Origin of the sequence: Aerococcus urinaeequi, from assembly GCF_001543205.1 — a bacterium.
In the GTDB taxonomy this organism is placed as follows: Bacteria; Bacillota; Bacilli; order Lactobacillales; family Aerococcaceae; genus Aerococcus; species Aerococcus urinaeequi.
The window spans coordinates 1282585-1298436 of record NZ_CP014162.1; the positions used below are offsets into that span (position 1 = coordinate 1282585).

A 15852-nucleotide genomic window follows, 5' to 3' on the forward strand; every position below is an offset into this window, starting at 1 on the left:
GGGGAAAATGAATGCAACAAAAGAGACCTAACAGACCAAATAGAAACACCTTCATCAGAAGTGGTTTGCTGTGGCTGATTATGTTCTTTGCTTTGATGGCATTAGTTAGATCATTAACGAGTGATTCTACTGGTGGTACCACTGAAGAGTTAACACAATCAGAATTCATTCAAACACTTTCTGATGGAGATGTAGAGAGTTTCTCTATCCAATCCAACGCCGGGGCTTACCAAATCCGCGGTGCTTACAAGGGTTCGGGTGAGGAATCAAGTGAATCATCATCAACTAGTGATGGGATTCCAATTTTCCAAGATTTACAACAAAGCTCAGCTTCTGAGTTTGTGGTAAACGTATTACCCAATGACAACACGATTGCAACGATTACGGACACAGCGAATGCGACCGGTACTGAAATGACGGCCTTAGAAGAAGACCAGTCTGGTATGTGGTTGAGCTTATTATTCACTGCTGTACCGATTATTTTCTTCGTTGTGATTATGTATATGATGTTCAGTCAAAGCCAAGGTGGCGGTCGAAACAACCCAATGTCTATGGGTAAATCGAAGGCTGTTGATCAATCGAAGAAAGAAGTAAAAGTACGATTCTCTGATGTCGCTGGTGCGGATGAAGAGAAACAAGAGTTGGTTGAAGTGGTGGACTTCTTGAAAGATCCACGTAAATTCCAAGCTTTAGGAGCCCGTATTCCAAAAGGTGTGCTTTTAGAGGGTCCTCCAGGTACTGGTAAGACATTGCTTGCTAAAGCAGTTGCCGGTGAAGCTGGCGTGCCATTCTACTCAATCTCAGGTTCTGAGTTTGTGGAAATGTTCGTTGGTGTCGGAGCTTCTCGTGTACGTGATTTATTCGAAAATGCTAAGAAGAGTGCCCCATCTATCATCTTTATTGATGAGATTGATGCTGTTGGTCGTCGTCGTGGTGCTGGTCCAGGATCAGGTCATGATGAACGTGAGCAAACATTAAACCAATTGTTGGTTGAGATGGATGGTTTCTCTGAAAAAGATAATGTTATCGTGATTGCAGCAACTAACCGTTCTGACGTATTGGACCCAGCTTTACTACGTCCAGGCCGTTTTGATAGACAGGTATTAGTTGGTCGTCCAGATGTTAAAGGACGTGAAGCAATCCTGAAAGTACATGCCCGTAACAAGCCGTTCGGCCCAGGTGTGGACTTGAAGGTATTAGCACAACAAACGCCTGGATTTACTGGTGCTGAACTTGAAAACTTATTAAATGAGGCGGCTTTAGTGGCAGCTCGTGTAGATAAGAAACAAATTGATATGATTGATATTGATGAAGCGCAAGACCGCGTGATTGCTGGTCCAGCTAAGAAAGACCGTGTTATTTCTAAGACAGAACGTCGTATGGTTGCTTACCACGAGGCTGGTCATACCATTGCTGGTTTAGTCCTAAGCGACGCCCGTGTAGTCCACAAGGTAACAATTGTACCGCGTGGTAAAGCTGGCGGTTATGCGATTATGCTTCCTCGTGAAGACCAAAACCTTTACACAACCAAAGACTTGCGTGAACAAGTTATTGGTTTACTAGGTGGACGTGCCGCTGAACAATTAATCTTCAATACCCAAACTTCTGGAGCTTCTAATGACTTTGAACAAGCGACAGGCATTGTTCGTGCCATGATTACTGAATACGGTATGAGTGAATTACTTGGACCAATTTCATACGAAGGTAACCACTCAATGCGTGGAGCCGCTACTGGTTATGCACAAAATAAATCTTATTCTGAACGTACTGCTGGTCAAATTGATGATGAAGTACGCAAGTTTATGGATGAGTGCTTGGAAGAAGCAGAAAGTATTTTAGCTGCTCACCGTGATCAATTAGATGTGATTGCTGAGAAATTACTAGAACTTGAAACGTTAGATGAACGTACAATTCGCACATTATTTGAAACAGGTGAAATGCCAGAACCATTAGATGGCGAACAACAACGTGAATCAGAAGCTAAATCTTTTGAAGAAGTGAAAAAAGACTTACAACGTGGCGCTGAGCACCGTCAATACCGTAATGGTGAGTGGTCTGAAGAAACGACTTCAGAAGACCAAACCGAAGCGGCTGATGATGTTAATGACTCTGATGACGACAGCGACGATCATCAAGGTCCACAAGGGCGAAACGCACATATAGATCAAGACTAAGTAAGGGTGCGAGCGAGCCCGCTAAGCTCAACAACACTGGAAGACTAGAGCCGTGCCACACGCAGTGTGGTGCAAACTAGTTTGAAGTAGACTTGAGCTGCCCTTACGAACCTGACTAGGGTGTAAGGGCCGACTTTTCTTGAATCAATAAAAAAACCTCCGATGACATTTTATCGGAGGTTTTTCAATGCAATTAAAGAAGCGACTTTCCTAGCAGCAATAAACGGGTTCATTAAACCAATAATTACTGCGTTTCACAAAATCTTTCAATATCTTTCAGATATTGTGCAGTTTTTGTTCCAAGGGTCATTATTTACCGGGTTGCTTTACACCTTGCTAACTATTATATTTTCACTGTTCGCCAAATTAGGTTAGAATGGTAGTTGAAGAGCGACAAGCGAATAATGGGTGCCTAGCACCTAATGATGGAGTGAAATAAATGACAGATAAATTAATTAAGGCAGTGGCCTTTGATGGTGAAGTTCGTATTACAGCTGTAGATGCTACAGGTATTGTCCAAGAGGCACAAAAGAATCATGATACATGGTCTGCTTCTACAGCAGCCCTAGGACGTACGTTAGTGGGTACTTTGATGATGGGGTCTGATATTAAAGATGATGCCAAAATCACTATCCAAATTCACGGGAATGGCCCAGCTGGTAAGTTAGTGGCTGTTGCGGACGGTCAAGGAAATGTGAAAGGCTACGTTCAAGAGCCACATATCAGCCTAGATCCAAACGACAAAGGCAAGATTGATGTACGTGGCGCGGTTGGAACGGAAGGACTTTTTACCGTAACGAAAGATTTAGGTTTGAAAGAACCCTTCTCAGGTCAAGTGCCAATCGTTTCAGGTGAAATCGCTGAAGACTTCACGTACTATCTTGCTTATTCTGAACAAACGCCTTCTGCAGTAGGATTAGGTGTCTTGGTGGATACGGATGAAACAGTAATTAACGCTGGTGGCTGGATGATCCAATTGATGCCAGGGGTGACTGAATCATCTATTGAAGCCGTTGAAAAGGCCGTTGCTGAAACACCGCAAGTAACCGAATTATTGTCAGATGGCGCGACAGCCAAAGACATGATCAACCGTTTGTTAGGGGAAGAAAATGTCAAATTCTTAGATGAACGTGATGTGCAATTCGCTTGTGACTGTAACAAAGACCGGTTTGCAGCTGGATTAGCGACTTTACCAAAAGAAGAAATCACAGCTATGATCGAAGAAGATAACGGGGCCGAAGTGGTATGTCAATTCTGTAATAAACGCTATCAATTCACAGCTGAAGATTTAAAAGCCATTGAAGACCAAGCTTAAGGTCAAGGTTTGCTATAATAGGCACAATCAACAAGGCTATGCAATCATTTTATAGAGAAAGGTTTGAGCTAGAACATGGAAGTTACAAATTATATGAGTCAATTAATCGGAGAAACACCATTACTGAAATTGCAACGAACAGTCCCATATAAAGCCGCCCAGGTATACGTCAAACTCGAAACAGCTAACCCAACCGGATCAATTTACGACCGAGTTGCCTTAAACATGATTGAAGTAGCGGAGAATGAGGGTCGCTTACAAGCGGACCAACAAATTGTGGTCGCAACCACAGCCAAAGTTGCTGCCTCTTTCGCCTTACTAGGAGCGAGCAAGGGTTATGATACAAAGGCCTTTGTCCCAGATACAGCCACTCACCATGACTTGACAGTCTTGCGTGCATACGGGGCTCAAGTGCAACTAATACCCGGCAAACAAGGTGTTGTAGATGCGATGACCCAAGCGCGGGCTTACGCTGAAGCGGGCAACCACCTATTTATTGATGTTTACGATGATGAGGGCAACGCTACCGTCCATGAAAAAACAACAGGACCAGAAATCATCGAAGCCTTAAACGGCGCGCCAGATGCCTTTGTATCAACTATCGCAACTGGTGGGACGATGACGGGCGTTGGAACAGCCCTTAGACAAGAGAATAAGGATATCCAACTCTACGCGGTAGAAGATAAGGATAGCAAATTCTTGTCAGGTGAAATGGCTAAGCCAAGTGTAGCTACTGGATTCAACCCAGGTTTATTGCCTTTGAATTTGGATACCACTTTATACGACAGTATTGTGGCTATTGATTTGGCCAAGGCCAAAGAAACTAGTCGTTTGTTAGCCATCAATGAAGGTTTATTGGTAGGACCAGCAGGTGGTGCGGCAGTTGCAGCAGCTATCGCAGTGGCTAAAACACTAGGCCAAAACAAAAAAGTAGTCGTTGTTATTCCAGATGATGGTAGACGATTTGTTGCTGAAGGTGCTTTCGACTTCAATACAATCAATTAACAGAAGTAATTGAGTGAATAAACATTATTAAAAGTGAAAGAAGGCTTTTATGAAGGAAGCAAAAGAACATCTTGAGGATCTACATGGTACGGTTGAACCGGAGCAAATTCAACATTTGAGTAAAATGTTTAAGGCTTTGGGGGATCCGACAAGATTACGCATACTATATTTATTGGGTGAAGGCGAAATGATGGCTACTAAGATTTCTGAAGAATTAGGTTTGGAACAATCAGCAGTGTCCCATCAATTAAAGAAATTGTTTGAATTGCGGCTAGTAAAGAAACGTAAGGAAAGAAATACGGTCATTTACAGCCAAGCAGACAGCCATGTCCTGCAAATTTTAACGGATGCCTTTACGCATATTAAAGAAGAGGATGACCAATAATTGAAAGCATAAGCAGTTCCTACCATAATAAGGTTTTCTTTAACCTGAAAATTTGGTACAATGCTTGTGTTTTCGTATTCTCATAGAGAGACGACAGTTTATCCGAAAAAACTGTTCTGATAGAAATTGTCGACAAGGGTCGCTTGCTTTTTTGGCAGAAAGTTGGCAATATAGATAAGTATCGAATTGACTAGAGGATAACGATAGATAAAGTAAGGAGTGTATATAGTGACTGAAGAAAATAATCAACATCAAGCTACTGATGCGACTGAAGGGTTGAACGACCAACTACTTGTCCGTCGTGAAAAAATGGCTGAGTTAGAAGAAAGCGGCTATAACCCATTTGCTTCAGGGTTTGAACGTAACGCAGTAGCAGCTGATTTACACAAAAAATATGAGGCTTATGACAAAGAGCAATTAGCTGAAATGGATGACGTCGTAGCCATTGCCGGTCGTTTAGTAACGAAACGTGGTAAGGGTAAAGCTGGTTTTGGGAACATCCAAGACATGTCAGGTAACATTCAAATCTACGTGCGTCGTGACCACATCGATGAAGAGGATTACGACCACTTATGGAAGAAAGCTGACTTAGGGGATATCGTTGGTGTTGAAGGTACTTTAATGCGTACAAACACTGGTGAATTATCTGTTAAAGCGACGAAATTCGTCCACCTAACAAAAGCTTTACGTCCATTACCGGATAAATACCATGGTTTAACAGACGTAGAACAAATCTACCGTCACCGTTACCTAGATCTAATTGCCAACCGTGAATCATTCGACCGCTTCACAAAACGTTCGCAAATCATCCGTGAAGTTCGTCACTACTTAGACAGTAACGACTATCTAGAAGTTGAAACACCCGTCTTACATAACATTGCTGGTGGTGCCTCAGCGCGTCCATTCATTACCCACCACAATGCCTTAGATATGGAATTATATCTACGTATCGCCCTAGAATTACACTTAAAACGTCTAGTTGTTGGTGGTATGGAACGTGTGTATGAAATCGGTCGTGTATTCCGTAACGAAGGGATCGATACAACGCACAACCCTGAATTCACTATGCTTGAAGTTTATACAGCTTATAGCAAAATGACTGACGTGATGGACCTAGTTGAAGGTTTATTCCAATCAGTCGCTGAAAAAGTATTAGGTACAACAAGTATCACTTACGACGGTCAAGCAATCGAATTAGGTGGCAAATGGCGTCGTGTACACATGGTAGATGCAGTTAAAGAAGCGAGTGGCGTTGATTTCTGGCAAGAAATGACAGATGAAGAAGCTCGCGCAATTGCCAAAGAGCACCATGTACAAGTTGAAAACAACTTTACAGTTGGACATGTCATTAACGAATTCTTTGAAGAATTTGTTGAAGACACTTTAATTCAACCAACATTCGTTTACGGTCACCCAACAGCGATTTCGCCATTGGCACGTAAAAACGAAGAAGACCCACGCTTTACTGATCGTTTTGAAGTATTCATTGTAGGTTCAGAATCTGGTAACGCCTTTACCGAGTTAACGGATCCAATTGACCAACGTGAACGTTTTGAAGCCCAAGTGAAAGAAAAAGCTGAGGGTAACGACGAAGCGCATCCACTAGATGAAGAATTCTTAGAAGCCTTAGAGACAGGTATGCCGCCTACAGGTGGTTTAGGAATTGGTATCGACCGTATGGTTATGCTATTAACAGACGCACAATCTATCCGTGACGTCTTACTATTCCCAACAATGAGAAACGTAGAACAGTAAGTATAAAAAAGGCCACACTTTCCCTGGCTAGCCGGGGTAAAAGTGGTCTTTATTTTTTTGAGATTAATTGTTGACGCGACCTTGCGAATGTGATAAATTATATAAGGTGCTTTTTGTATGCAGATTCCTGTATTTGTATCCAAATCGAACAGTCGTGCTGACTGGTACATTAGCACACAAACATTGAAAAGCTGAAATCGTAGCTGTAAAGCGATTTTTATTTTTTCAAAAAAATTATGACACGCTTGGATGTGTGAGCATAAAGTATATACAAAAAATCACCCATTAATGGGAAGGAGGAGCTTATAGTTATGCCAACTATTAACCAATTAGTACGCAAATCACGCCAAAGCTCAACTAAAAAATCTGGTTCTCCAGCTTTAGGCCGTGGTTACAACTCAATGAAACGTAAATCTACTTCTACAAACTCTCCTCAAAAACGTGGAGTTTGTACACGTGTAGGTACTATGACACCGAAAAAACCTAACTCAGCGTTACGTAAATACGCTCGTGTTCGTTTATCAAACATGATCGAGGTAACAGCTTACATCCCAGGTATCGGCCACAACTTACAAGAACATAGTGTTGTTCTTATCCGTGGTGGACGTGTGAAAGACTTACCAGGGGTTCGTTACCACGTTGTTCGTGGTGCATTAGATACTGCTGGAGTTAACGACCGTAAACAAAGCCGTTCTAAATACGGTACTAAAAAACCTAAATAATTAAAATTCGAAAGGAGGAGCACAAATGCCTCGTAAAGGACATATTGCAAAACGTGATGTATTACCAGATCCAATTTATAACTCAAAATTAGTTACTCGTTTAATCAACCGTATCATGGTTGATGGTAAACGTGGTAAAGCAGCTACTATTTTATATACTGCCTTCGACAACATTAAAGCTGAAACAGGTAACGATCCAATGGAGGTTTTCGAACAAGCAATCGAAAACATCGCACCAGTTTTAGAAGTTAAAGCTCGTCGTATTGGTGGTTCTAACTACCAAGTGCCAATCGAAGTTCGTCCAGAACGTCGTCAAACTTTGGCATTACGTTGGTTAGTAAACTACGCTCGCCTACGTGGTGAGAACACAATGGAACAACGCTTATCACACGAAATCATGGACGCTGCTAACAATACAGGTGCTTCAGTTCGTAAACGTGAAGAATCACACCGTATGGCAGAAGCTAACAAAGCCTTCGCACATTTCCGTTGGTAAGAGTTTTCTAAAAGTCGATAATTTATATTGTCGACTTTTCTCTAAAAACGTTATAATGATTGTGGAAACCAATTATTAAACGAATCAAAGAAAAAAGGAGTAAAGATAAGATGGCTAAAAGAGAATTTCCTCTTGAAAAGACTCGTAATATCGGTATCATGGCCCACATTGATGCTGGTAAAACGACGACTACTGAACGTATCTTGTTCTACACTGGTAAAATCCATAAAATCGGTGAAACTCACGATGGTGGGGCACAAATGGACTGGATGGAGCAAGAACAAGAACGTGGTATCACTATTACATCTGCTGCAACAACTGCACAATGGAAAGACTACCGTGTAAACATCATTGATACCCCAGGACACGTGGACTTCACTGTTGAAGTTGAGCGTTCATTGCGTGTATTAGATGGTTCAGTAGCTTTACTAGATGCCCAATCGGGTGTAGAGCCTCAAACAGAAACTGTTTGGCGTCAAGCGGATACTTATAAAGTACCTCGTATTGTATTCGTAAATAAAATGGATAAAATGGGTGCAGACTTCTTATACTCTGTAAACACTATCCACGAACGTTTACAAGCAAACGCTCAACCTATCCAATTACCAATTGGTTCTGAAGATGACTTCGAAGGTATCATTGACTTAGTGGAAATGAATGCTGAAGTTTACACTTCTGATGACGGTAGAGAATACGAAGAACGCGAAATTCCTGAAGAATACCGCGAATTAGCTGAAAAATGGCACACAAACCTAATTGAATCAATCGCTGACGTGAATGAAGATATTATGGAAAAATACCTTGAAGGTGAAGAGATTTCTAAAGAAGAGTTGAAAACGGCTATCCGTACAGCAACTACTAACGTTGACTTCTTCCCTGTAATGTGTGGTTCTGCCTTTAAAAATAAAGGTGTTCAATTAATGCTTGATGCAGTTATCGACTACTTACCTGCACCAACTGATGTACCACCAATCCAAGGTCATGCATTTGACAACCCAGAAGAAGTGATCGAAGTTCGTGCGAACGACGATGCACCATTCTCAGCATTAGCGTTTAAAGTTATGACTGACCCATTCGTAGGTCGTTTAACTTTCTTCCGTGTATACTCTGGTACTGTTCAATCAGGTTCATACATCCAAAATGCTACTAAAGACAAACGTGAACGTTTAGGTCGTATCTTAATGATGCACGCTAACTCTCGTTCTGAAGTAGATGAAGTATTCTCTGGTGATATCGCTGCTGCCGTAGGTCTTAAAGACACTACTACAGGTGATACATTATGTGACGTTGACAACAAACTTATCCTTGAGTCAATGGAATTCCCTGAGCCAGTTATCGAAGTTGCTATCGAGCCAGATACTAAAGCTGACCAAGACAAAATGTCTATCGCTTTAGGTAAATTAGCTGAAGAGGATCCAACTTTCCGTGCGTCAACTGACCACGAAACTGGTCAAACAATCATCGCTGGTATGGGTGAGCTTCATCTTGACATTATTGTTGACCGTTTGAAACGTGAATTCAATGTTTCTGCAACTGTAGGTGCGCCTCAAGTATCTTACCGTGAAACATTCACACAACAAACTCAAGTTCAAGGTAAATTCGTTCGTCAATCAGGTGGTAAAGGTCAATACGGTGACGTATGGATTGAATTCACACCTAACGAAGAAGCTGCTGGATTTGAATTTGAAAATGCAATCGTTGGTGGTGTGGTTCCTCGTGAATACATCCCTGCTGTTGAAGCTGGTCTTAAAGATGCAATGGAAAACGGTGTATTAGCTGGATTCCCATTAATCGATGTTAAAGCTAAACTTTACGATGGTTCTTACCATGATGTCGATTCATCTGAGACAGCCTTCAAGGTTGCTGCTTCATTAGCGTTACGTAACGCTATTAAATCTGCTAAACCTGCAATTCTTGAACCAATGATGCGTGTTGACATCCAAGTTCCTGAAGAATACTTAGGGGACGTTATGGGTCACGTATCAGCTCGTCGTGGACGTATTGAAGGTCAAACACCACGTGGTAACGCGTTGATGATCAACTCACAAGTTCCGTTATCAGAAATGTTTGGTTACGCAACTACTTTACGTTCTGCAACTCAAGGACGTGGTACTTTCACAATGACATTCGATCATTACGAAGCTGTACCAAAATCTATTCAAGAAGACATTATCAAACAATATGGTAAAGGTTCAGAAGATTAATTTTTAAATTAAGACTTTGACCATAGGCTTACTCGTGGAAATCAAGTACCTGCTAGGTTTTTCAAAGGTTAGATGCTTGATTTCTGAAGCGAGTTTGACTATAATGAACTTATTGAAAATCTATAAAATTTAGGTTTATATTTTCTATTCTTAGGAGGAATACATAAAATGGCAAAACAAACATATGAACGTACAAAACCCCATGTTAACGTTGGTACTTTAGGACACGTTGACCACGGTAAAACAACTTTATCAGCTGCAATCGCAACTGTATTATCTAAAAACGGTTTCGGTGAAGCTCAAGACTACGCTTCAATCGATAACGCTCCAGAAGAGCAAGAACGTGGTATTACAATCAATACTTCACACATCGAGTACGAAACAGCTAACCGTCACTACGCGCATATCGACGCCCCAGGACATGCTGACTACGTTAAAAACATGATCACTGGTGCTGCTCAAATGGACGGTGCGATCTTAGTAGTATCTGCTGCTGATGGTCCAATGCCACAAACTCGTGAGCATATCCTTTTAGCTGGCCAAATTGGTGTTCCAGCATTCGTAGTATTCTTAAACAAAGTTGACCAAGTTGACGATGAAGAATTACTAGAATTAGTTGAAATGGAAGTTCGTGACTTATTATCTGAGTACAACTACCCAGGTGACGATCTACCTGTAGTTGCTGGTTCTGCTTTATTAGCATTACAAGGCGACGAAGCTCAAGAAGCTAAAATCATGGAATTAATGGAAGCTGTAGATACTTACATTCCAGAACCAGAACGTGACAACGACAAACCATTCATGATGCCAGTTGAGGATGTATTCTCAATCACTGGTCGTGGTACTGTTGCTACAGGTCGTGTTGAACGTGGTGAAATTCGTACAGGTGACGAAGTTGACATCGTTGGTATTGCTGAACAAATCGGTAAATCAGTTGTAACTGGTGTTGAAATGTTCCGTAAAAACCTAGACTACGCTCAAGCGGGTGACAACATCGGTGCATTATTACGTGGTGTTCAACGTGAAGACATCCAACGTGGTCAAGTATTGGCTGCTCCTGGTTCAATCACTCCACATACTAAATTTAAAGCGCAAGTTTACGTTTTATCTAAAGAAGAAGGTGGACGTCATACACCATTCTTAACTAACTACCGTCCACAATTCTACTTCCGTACTACTGATATCACTGGTGTTATCACTTTACCAGAAGACGTAGCTATGGTTATGCCTGGTGACAACGTTGATATGGACGTTGAATTGATTCACCCAGTTGCAATCGAAGATGGTACTAAATTCTCTATCCGTGAAGGTGGACGTACTGTAGGTGCGGGTACAATCACTACAATCGAAGCTTAATTAACACAATTAAACTTTAAAAATTAAATTTGCAAATTGGAAAGGCGACCGGGTGACGACTCGGTCGTCTTTTTTTTGCGCGATTTTCATCGTAAACTTGGTCAAATATCAGTCGCCCACTCGACAAAGCTGTACGAAGTCCTCAAGAAAAGCCACGCAAACTTGGATTCAAGTCCAAACCTGCGTGGCTTTTGCTTTCAATACATTATTTAAATGGGTTATAAAACCGGCCTTGGTTAACTACAAACAACCATAATCCAAGTCCAACTAAAAATCCTGTCACAATCAAGGCGATGATATCTGCCTTCATAAAGGGGCGGGCCCGGTACCAAGTCCGTTTGTTACCTTTACCAAACCGTCGTAACTCCATGGCTTGGCTGATTACTTCAATCCGATCTAATGAAGAAAAAATGAGAGGCATAATCACTTGTGCCGACCGTTTCACTCTTACAGTCAAGCCAGCCTTGTTAGACATCTCAATCCCTCGTGCCTGTTGGCTTTGTCTTACTGCGAAGAATTGGTTCTGGATATCTGGTATATACCGTAAGGCTAATGAAACTGCATATGAAATTTGGTAGGACACGCCAATTCGGTTTAAGGAAGAAGCGAATTCACTTGGATTAGTGGTCAACATGAAGATTAAGGCTAATGGAATCGTCGAGAAATACTTGATCATCAAGTTGAATTCATAGAAGGCTTGCTCCCAAGTGAGAGAATAGCGGCCAATTCCTTCCCAGATGACAGTTCGCGACTGGTATAAATTGACCCCATATTCAGGTTCGAAAATATAAACAGTTACTAAGTTCAATATTGAGAAGACTAGAATGAAGTAGACCACTGTAGACACTTCAACCCATTTAATCTTAGAAATATAGAAGAGAACTAGTGATAAAACAGCTAAGCCAACTAAAAACCGGGTGTCATAAGACGTCATGGCGATGACAGACAGCAAGATGAAGGCGATTAATTTTGTCGCACCAGATAAGCGGTGCAAGGGTGAATCCTTCTTGATATACCCAAAACTTTGACCTTGTTTATTCGCCATCGCTCTCACCTCCAACCCATACACTAGCTTGTCCAACCCGCTTAGTCTGACGTTCAAACTGGATGAACCGGTCGATAAAGTCCATCGCATCAATATCAGCCACCACTTGCCCTAAATCATACAAGGAAGTAGGGGCTAAATGGGCTTGGGCCATCAAGTTTTCATTCGTTAATACCGCAGCTGGACGCATATCACCCATCACCTGACCGTCGTGGAAGACAATCGTCCGGTTGGTATACTCTTGAATCAAGTGCATATCATGAGTAATCATTAGAATGGTAATTCCTTGGTCACGGTTCAACCCCTCGATAAACTGCATCATATCAGTATAATGCTTATAATCTTGGCCTGCTGTCGGTTCATCTAAAATCAAGACTTTAGGATCTAACACTAAAATACTCGCAATTGTTGCCCGTCGTTTTTGCCCATAAGACAAGGCCGAAATTGGCCAATTCCTGTATGGATATAAGCCACAAATTCGCAAGGCATCAGCCACTTTTTCAGCTAAACCATCTGCATCATTCTCGTACAAGCCGCGGTTGACTAAACCAGAGGCCACCTCATCGAATAGAATGTTCTTTGAAATCATCAAATTGGGGTTCTGCATCACATAGCCGACCGAATCCGCAATTTCCTTAATCGATAATCCGTCTAAATTCTCCTGGAAAAGGGTTATCCGTCCTGAATCTGGTCGCTCAAAGCCACAAATCAGTTTCGCTAGGGTAGATTTACCCGCACCGTTTGTCCCGACAATAGAAACCATGTCGCCAGCATTAATGGTAAGATTTAAATCTGATATCAAAGGGGTACTGTCATAAGAAAAGTTGACATGGTCCATGACTAAAATAGGCTTATCCGCCCTAACTTGAGTGGTTACTGCATTGTCAGCCAACCATTTAGATAGACGGTCTTGAACACCAGCAGTGACCATATTTGGTTGAAACCGCCCTAAATGAGGAATGTCTCCAACATTCACACCAGCATAACTAAAGGCATCTAAGTATAGGGGCTGGCGGACACCGATTTGTCTCAATAAATCAGACCGCAACAAAGCATCAACGGATACGTCAGCGAGTAACTGCCCACTGTCAATTACAAGGACACGGTCAAAGTCGGCGATTAAGGCTTCTTCTAGACGGTGCTCGATGACTATCGTAGTTAATTCTTTTTCCTGGTTTAATTTGGCGATCAATTCCATGGTCGCTAAACCACTTGCAGGGTCTAGGTTGGCTAAAGGCTCATCAAATAAAACGATGGGTGACTCGTCAATTAAGACCCCGCCAATTGATACCCGCTGCTTTTGCCCGCCTGATAAAGATTGCGGGGCAAGGTCCAAGAGGTCAACAAGGTCAAGCGCCTTGGCCCAGGCCGCTACACTAGACAGCATGCTAGCTTGGTCCACTTGGTCATTTTCCAAGGCGAAAGCCAGGTCTTCAGCTACTGTTAGGCCGACAAATTGGGCGTCAGTATCTTGTAGGACGGTGCCGACGCTTAGTGATAAGTCAAAAATGGACTTGCTGGCGGAATCTGCGCCATTAATCAAGACCTGACCGGTTAAATCGCCCTCAAAAGTATTGGGAATTTGCCCGTTGATAATCTTACCAATGGTTGATTTACCAGACCCAGATGCACCAATGATGAGGACTTTCTCTCCTTGCTTGATTGAAAAGGAGATATCCATCAAGTTTAGGTCTGCTTGACTCGCATATTTAAAAGAGATGTTTTTAAATTCAATAGCCGGCGACAGATTGCTGTCCACCGGCTGATTGTGTCTTTCATGATTTATCATAGTAAAACTTCCTATTAATTTTCTTTACGTAAACTACCTGATTTCGTACGTGTACTTGCATACCCCTTTAATAATAAGGTACCGATGATACCAACCGCAAGTGAATTTAACACACCTGATACAATCCCTTGAACGAATACTTTAGATGCAGGTTCTGAATACATTAAAATATCTAAAGCAGGCGCTAGTAAGGCCCAAGCCAGTAAATTCACGATAACTTGCCCGACATTGAAAGTGATCATATCTTTCTTTGTAAAAATGCCTTGACTCACTTTAAGTTTGCGGCCGATAAAACCATAACCAAAACCAGTAAAACCAGAGGTTAACACCCAAGACCACCACAAACCATATGTCAGTAAGTCTTTAATGGCATGACCAATTAAACCAATCAATAAACCTGCGAAAGGACCAAAGACAGTTGCCATTAAGGCCAAGAACGGGTAAGTTGTTTCAATAGAGGTATTTGGTACACCAGTAGGGATTGATAGAAAGCGGCCTAGGATAAAGAAGACAGCTGCCCCGATACCAGTAGCCACTAAAGTTGTAATTGATGATTGATTATTTTTCATAATGATTCTCCTCATTTGTTTCTTCTATATAATAGCACTTGTGCATGCGTTCGAATATAAGCTTAGCAATTAAATTTTAGTGATTTCAATATTCCAATCCACACCAGTACCGACACCGTATGTTTCAGAGAAGTTTTGTTGGTTAATGGCTACACCCAAATTCAATAATGAATTGATATAACCCACTGGTTCACCAACAGGTACATCAGCGAATGAATGGCCAAATAAGATATGGTTTTGATAATGTTTAACGCCGTTATGGTAAATAGTAACCGAAATGGTGTCACCGTTTTGAATGCCCGCTTCTTTTAATATAGTTGACGGGATATTCGTCCACAGTGAACCAAAGCGGATGTCTAGTATATCGATAGTCCCGTAAATAGTGTTGTCAGCTAAACGCAAGTCGCCAAGTTTGAAGCTAGTCACCGCATCAACAGGGATATTATTTTTCAATTCATCATAGTAAGATGCGTCTTGTGCTAGTTTAGCACCGTTATAAACGTAAACGTCACGTCCATGGAAGGTATGTGATTCTTCAGAATGTGGTAAGCGGTTTTTAATTTCATCGATTTCCTTCACAGATTCAAGGCCGATGTGTTTAGCCACGTGAGTTAAGGTGCCGTTGTCTGGCGTTACAATATAATGACCTGAGTCAGTTTTCGCTACAACAGATTTACGTGCAGAACCAACACCAGGATCGACTACAGAAACGAAGACTGTATTTGCTGGCCAATATTTAATGGTTTGTAATAGGCGATAAGAAGCGGCGAAAATATCGTAAGCAGGAATTTCGTGGGTTAAGTTAGCAATTGTTAAAGCTGAGTCTACTGTGTAAGCCACTCCGTACATTGCTGCTACCGCACCATCACCTAAACCAAAGTCAGTTTGTAATACTAAGAAACTATTCGTCATATCTGTATCCTCCAATGATATAATATCCTTTTATAGGCTTATCATACGCAACTTGTGGGCATATAACAATCACTGTCAAATGAATTTCGCAGGATATAAGCTATCGCAAGTGATAGGTAAACTTG

Annotated in this window: 13 protein-coding genes; 9 read left to right on the top strand and 4 right to left on the bottom strand. The window is 41.7% G+C overall.

Translation table 11 applies throughout. The annotated features are described in order from the left end of the window. Positions 1-11 precede the first annotated feature (11 nt). The 9 genes from ftsH to tuf all read left to right on the top strand — a co-directional run bounded on the left by ftsH (position 12) and on the right by tuf (position 11412). Positions 12-2174 (top strand): ATP-dependent zinc metalloprotease FtsH, encoded by a 2163-nt coding sequence (ftsH, locus tag AWM74_RS05750; protein WP_026465810.1) that lies wholly within the window; start codon positions 12-14, stop codon positions 2172-2174. A 439-nt stretch (positions 2175-2613) separates the two neighbouring features. Next, positions 2614-3489, top strand: a complete 876-nt coding sequence (gene hslO, locus AWM74_RS05755) for an Hsp33 family molecular chaperone HslO (protein WP_026465809.1) — start codon at positions 2614-2616, stop codon at positions 3487-3489. Positions 3490-3564: 75 nt separating this feature from the next. Next, positions 3565-4494: a PLP-dependent cysteine synthase family protein gene (locus tag AWM74_RS05760; protein ID WP_026465808.1), complete on the top strand. Its 930-nt coding sequence runs from the start codon at positions 3565-3567 to the stop codon at positions 4492-4494. 49 nt (positions 4495-4543) lie between these two features. Next, positions 4544-4879 (top strand): ArsR/SmtB family transcription factor, encoded by a 336-nt coding sequence (locus AWM74_RS05765; RefSeq protein WP_034258090.1) that lies wholly within the window; start codon positions 4544-4546, stop codon positions 4877-4879. Positions 4880-5107: 228 nt separating this feature from the next. Then, the gene (gene lysS, locus AWM74_RS05770) at positions 5108-6634 is read left to right on the top strand and encodes a lysine--tRNA ligase (protein ID WP_048727766.1); all 1527 of its coding nucleotides are present in this window, start codon (positions 5108-5110) and stop codon (positions 6632-6634) included. Positions 6635-6945: 311 nt separating this feature from the next. Then, the gene (gene rpsL / locus AWM74_RS05775; RefSeq protein WP_026465805.1) at positions 6946-7356 is read left to right on the top strand and encodes a 30S ribosomal protein S12; all 411 of its coding nucleotides are present in this window, start codon (positions 6946-6948) and stop codon (positions 7354-7356) included. Between the two features lie 25 nt (positions 7357-7381). Beyond that, positions 7382-7852 (top strand): 30S ribosomal protein S7, encoded by a 471-nt coding sequence (gene rpsG, locus AWM74_RS05780; protein ID WP_016896550.1) that lies wholly within the window; start codon positions 7382-7384, stop codon positions 7850-7852. A 110-nt stretch (positions 7853-7962) separates the two neighbouring features. Next, positions 7963-10056, top strand: coding sequence for an elongation factor G (fusA, locus tag AWM74_RS05785; protein ID WP_026465804.1), 2094 nt, complete (start codon positions 7963-7965; stop codon positions 10054-10056). A 168-nt stretch (positions 10057-10224) separates the two neighbouring features. After that, positions 10225-11412, top strand: coding sequence for an elongation factor Tu (gene tuf / locus AWM74_RS05790; RefSeq protein WP_026465803.1), 1188 nt, complete (start codon positions 10225-10227; stop codon positions 11410-11412). A gap of 205 nt (positions 11413-11617) precedes the next feature. Here the strand turns inward: tuf and AWM74_RS05795 are convergent, their stop codons facing one another. The 4 genes from AWM74_RS05795 to AWM74_RS05810 all read right to left on the bottom strand — a co-directional run bounded on the left by AWM74_RS05795 (position 11618) and on the right by AWM74_RS05810 (position 15727). After that, positions 11618-12457 carry an energy-coupling factor transporter transmembrane component T family protein gene (locus AWM74_RS05795; RefSeq protein ID WP_034258088.1) on the bottom strand — a complete coding sequence of 280 codons (840 nt, stop codon included), beginning with the start codon at positions 12455-12457 and terminating at the stop codon, positions 11618-11620. Continuing rightward, positions 12447-14246 carry an ABC transporter ATP-binding protein gene (locus AWM74_RS05800; protein WP_051218208.1) on the bottom strand — a complete coding sequence of 600 codons (1800 nt, stop codon included), beginning with the start codon at positions 14244-14246 and terminating at the stop codon, positions 12447-12449. The genes AWM74_RS05795 and AWM74_RS05800 overlap by 11 nt, the downstream gene beginning before the upstream one ends. Before the next feature lie 14 nt (positions 14247-14260). Beyond that, on the bottom strand, positions 14261-14815 hold the full coding sequence (locus AWM74_RS05805) for an ECF-type riboflavin transporter substrate-binding protein (protein WP_016896558.1): 555 nt from the start codon (positions 14813-14815) through the stop codon (positions 14261-14263). A gap of 69 nt (positions 14816-14884) precedes the next feature. Further along, positions 14885-15727, bottom strand: a complete 843-nt coding sequence (locus AWM74_RS05810) for an SAM hydrolase/SAM-dependent halogenase family protein (protein WP_026465801.1) — start codon at positions 15725-15727, stop codon at positions 14885-14887. Positions 15728-15852: the final 125 nt, after the last annotated feature.

Excerpts from the sequence above, each read along its gene's own strand:
- ftsH (WP_026465810.1), top strand. The coding sequence starts at position 12 with ATGCAACAAAAGAGACCTAACAGACCAAATAGAAACACCTTCATCAGA.
- hslO (WP_026465809.1), top strand. The coding sequence starts at position 2,614 with ATGACAGATAAATTAATTAAGGCAGTGGCCTTTGATGGTGAAGTTCGT.
- AWM74_RS05760 (WP_026465808.1), top strand. The coding sequence starts at position 3,565 with ATGGAAGTTACAAATTATATGAGTCAATTAATCGGAGAAACACCATTA.
- AWM74_RS05765 (WP_034258090.1), top strand. The coding sequence starts at position 4,544 with ATGAAGGAAGCAAAAGAACATCTTGAGGATCTACATGGTACGGTTGAA.
- rpsL (WP_026465805.1), top strand. The coding sequence starts at position 6,946 with ATGCCAACTATTAACCAATTAGTACGCAAATCACGCCAAAGCTCAACT.
- rpsG (WP_016896550.1), top strand. The coding sequence starts at position 7,382 with ATGCCTCGTAAAGGACATATTGCAAAACGTGATGTATTACCAGATCCA.
- fusA (WP_026465804.1), top strand. The coding sequence starts at position 7,963 with ATGGCTAAAAGAGAATTTCCTCTTGAAAAGACTCGTAATATCGGTATC.
- tuf (WP_026465803.1), top strand. The coding sequence starts at position 10,225 with ATGGCAAAACAAACATATGAACGTACAAAACCCCATGTTAACGTTGGT.
- AWM74_RS05795 (WP_034258088.1), bottom strand. The coding sequence starts at position 12,457 with ATGGCGAATAAACAAGGTCAAAGTTTTGGGTATATCAAGAAGGATTCA.
- AWM74_RS05800 (WP_051218208.1), bottom strand. The coding sequence starts at position 14,246 with ATGATAAATCATGAAAGACACAATCAGCCGGTGGACAGCAATCTGTCG.
- AWM74_RS05805 (WP_016896558.1), bottom strand. The coding sequence starts at position 14,815 with ATGAAAAATAATCAATCATCAATTACAACTTTAGTGGCTACTGGTATC.
- AWM74_RS05810 (WP_026465801.1), bottom strand. The coding sequence starts at position 15,727 with ATGACGAATAGTTTCTTAGTATTACAAACTGACTTTGGTTTAGGTGAT.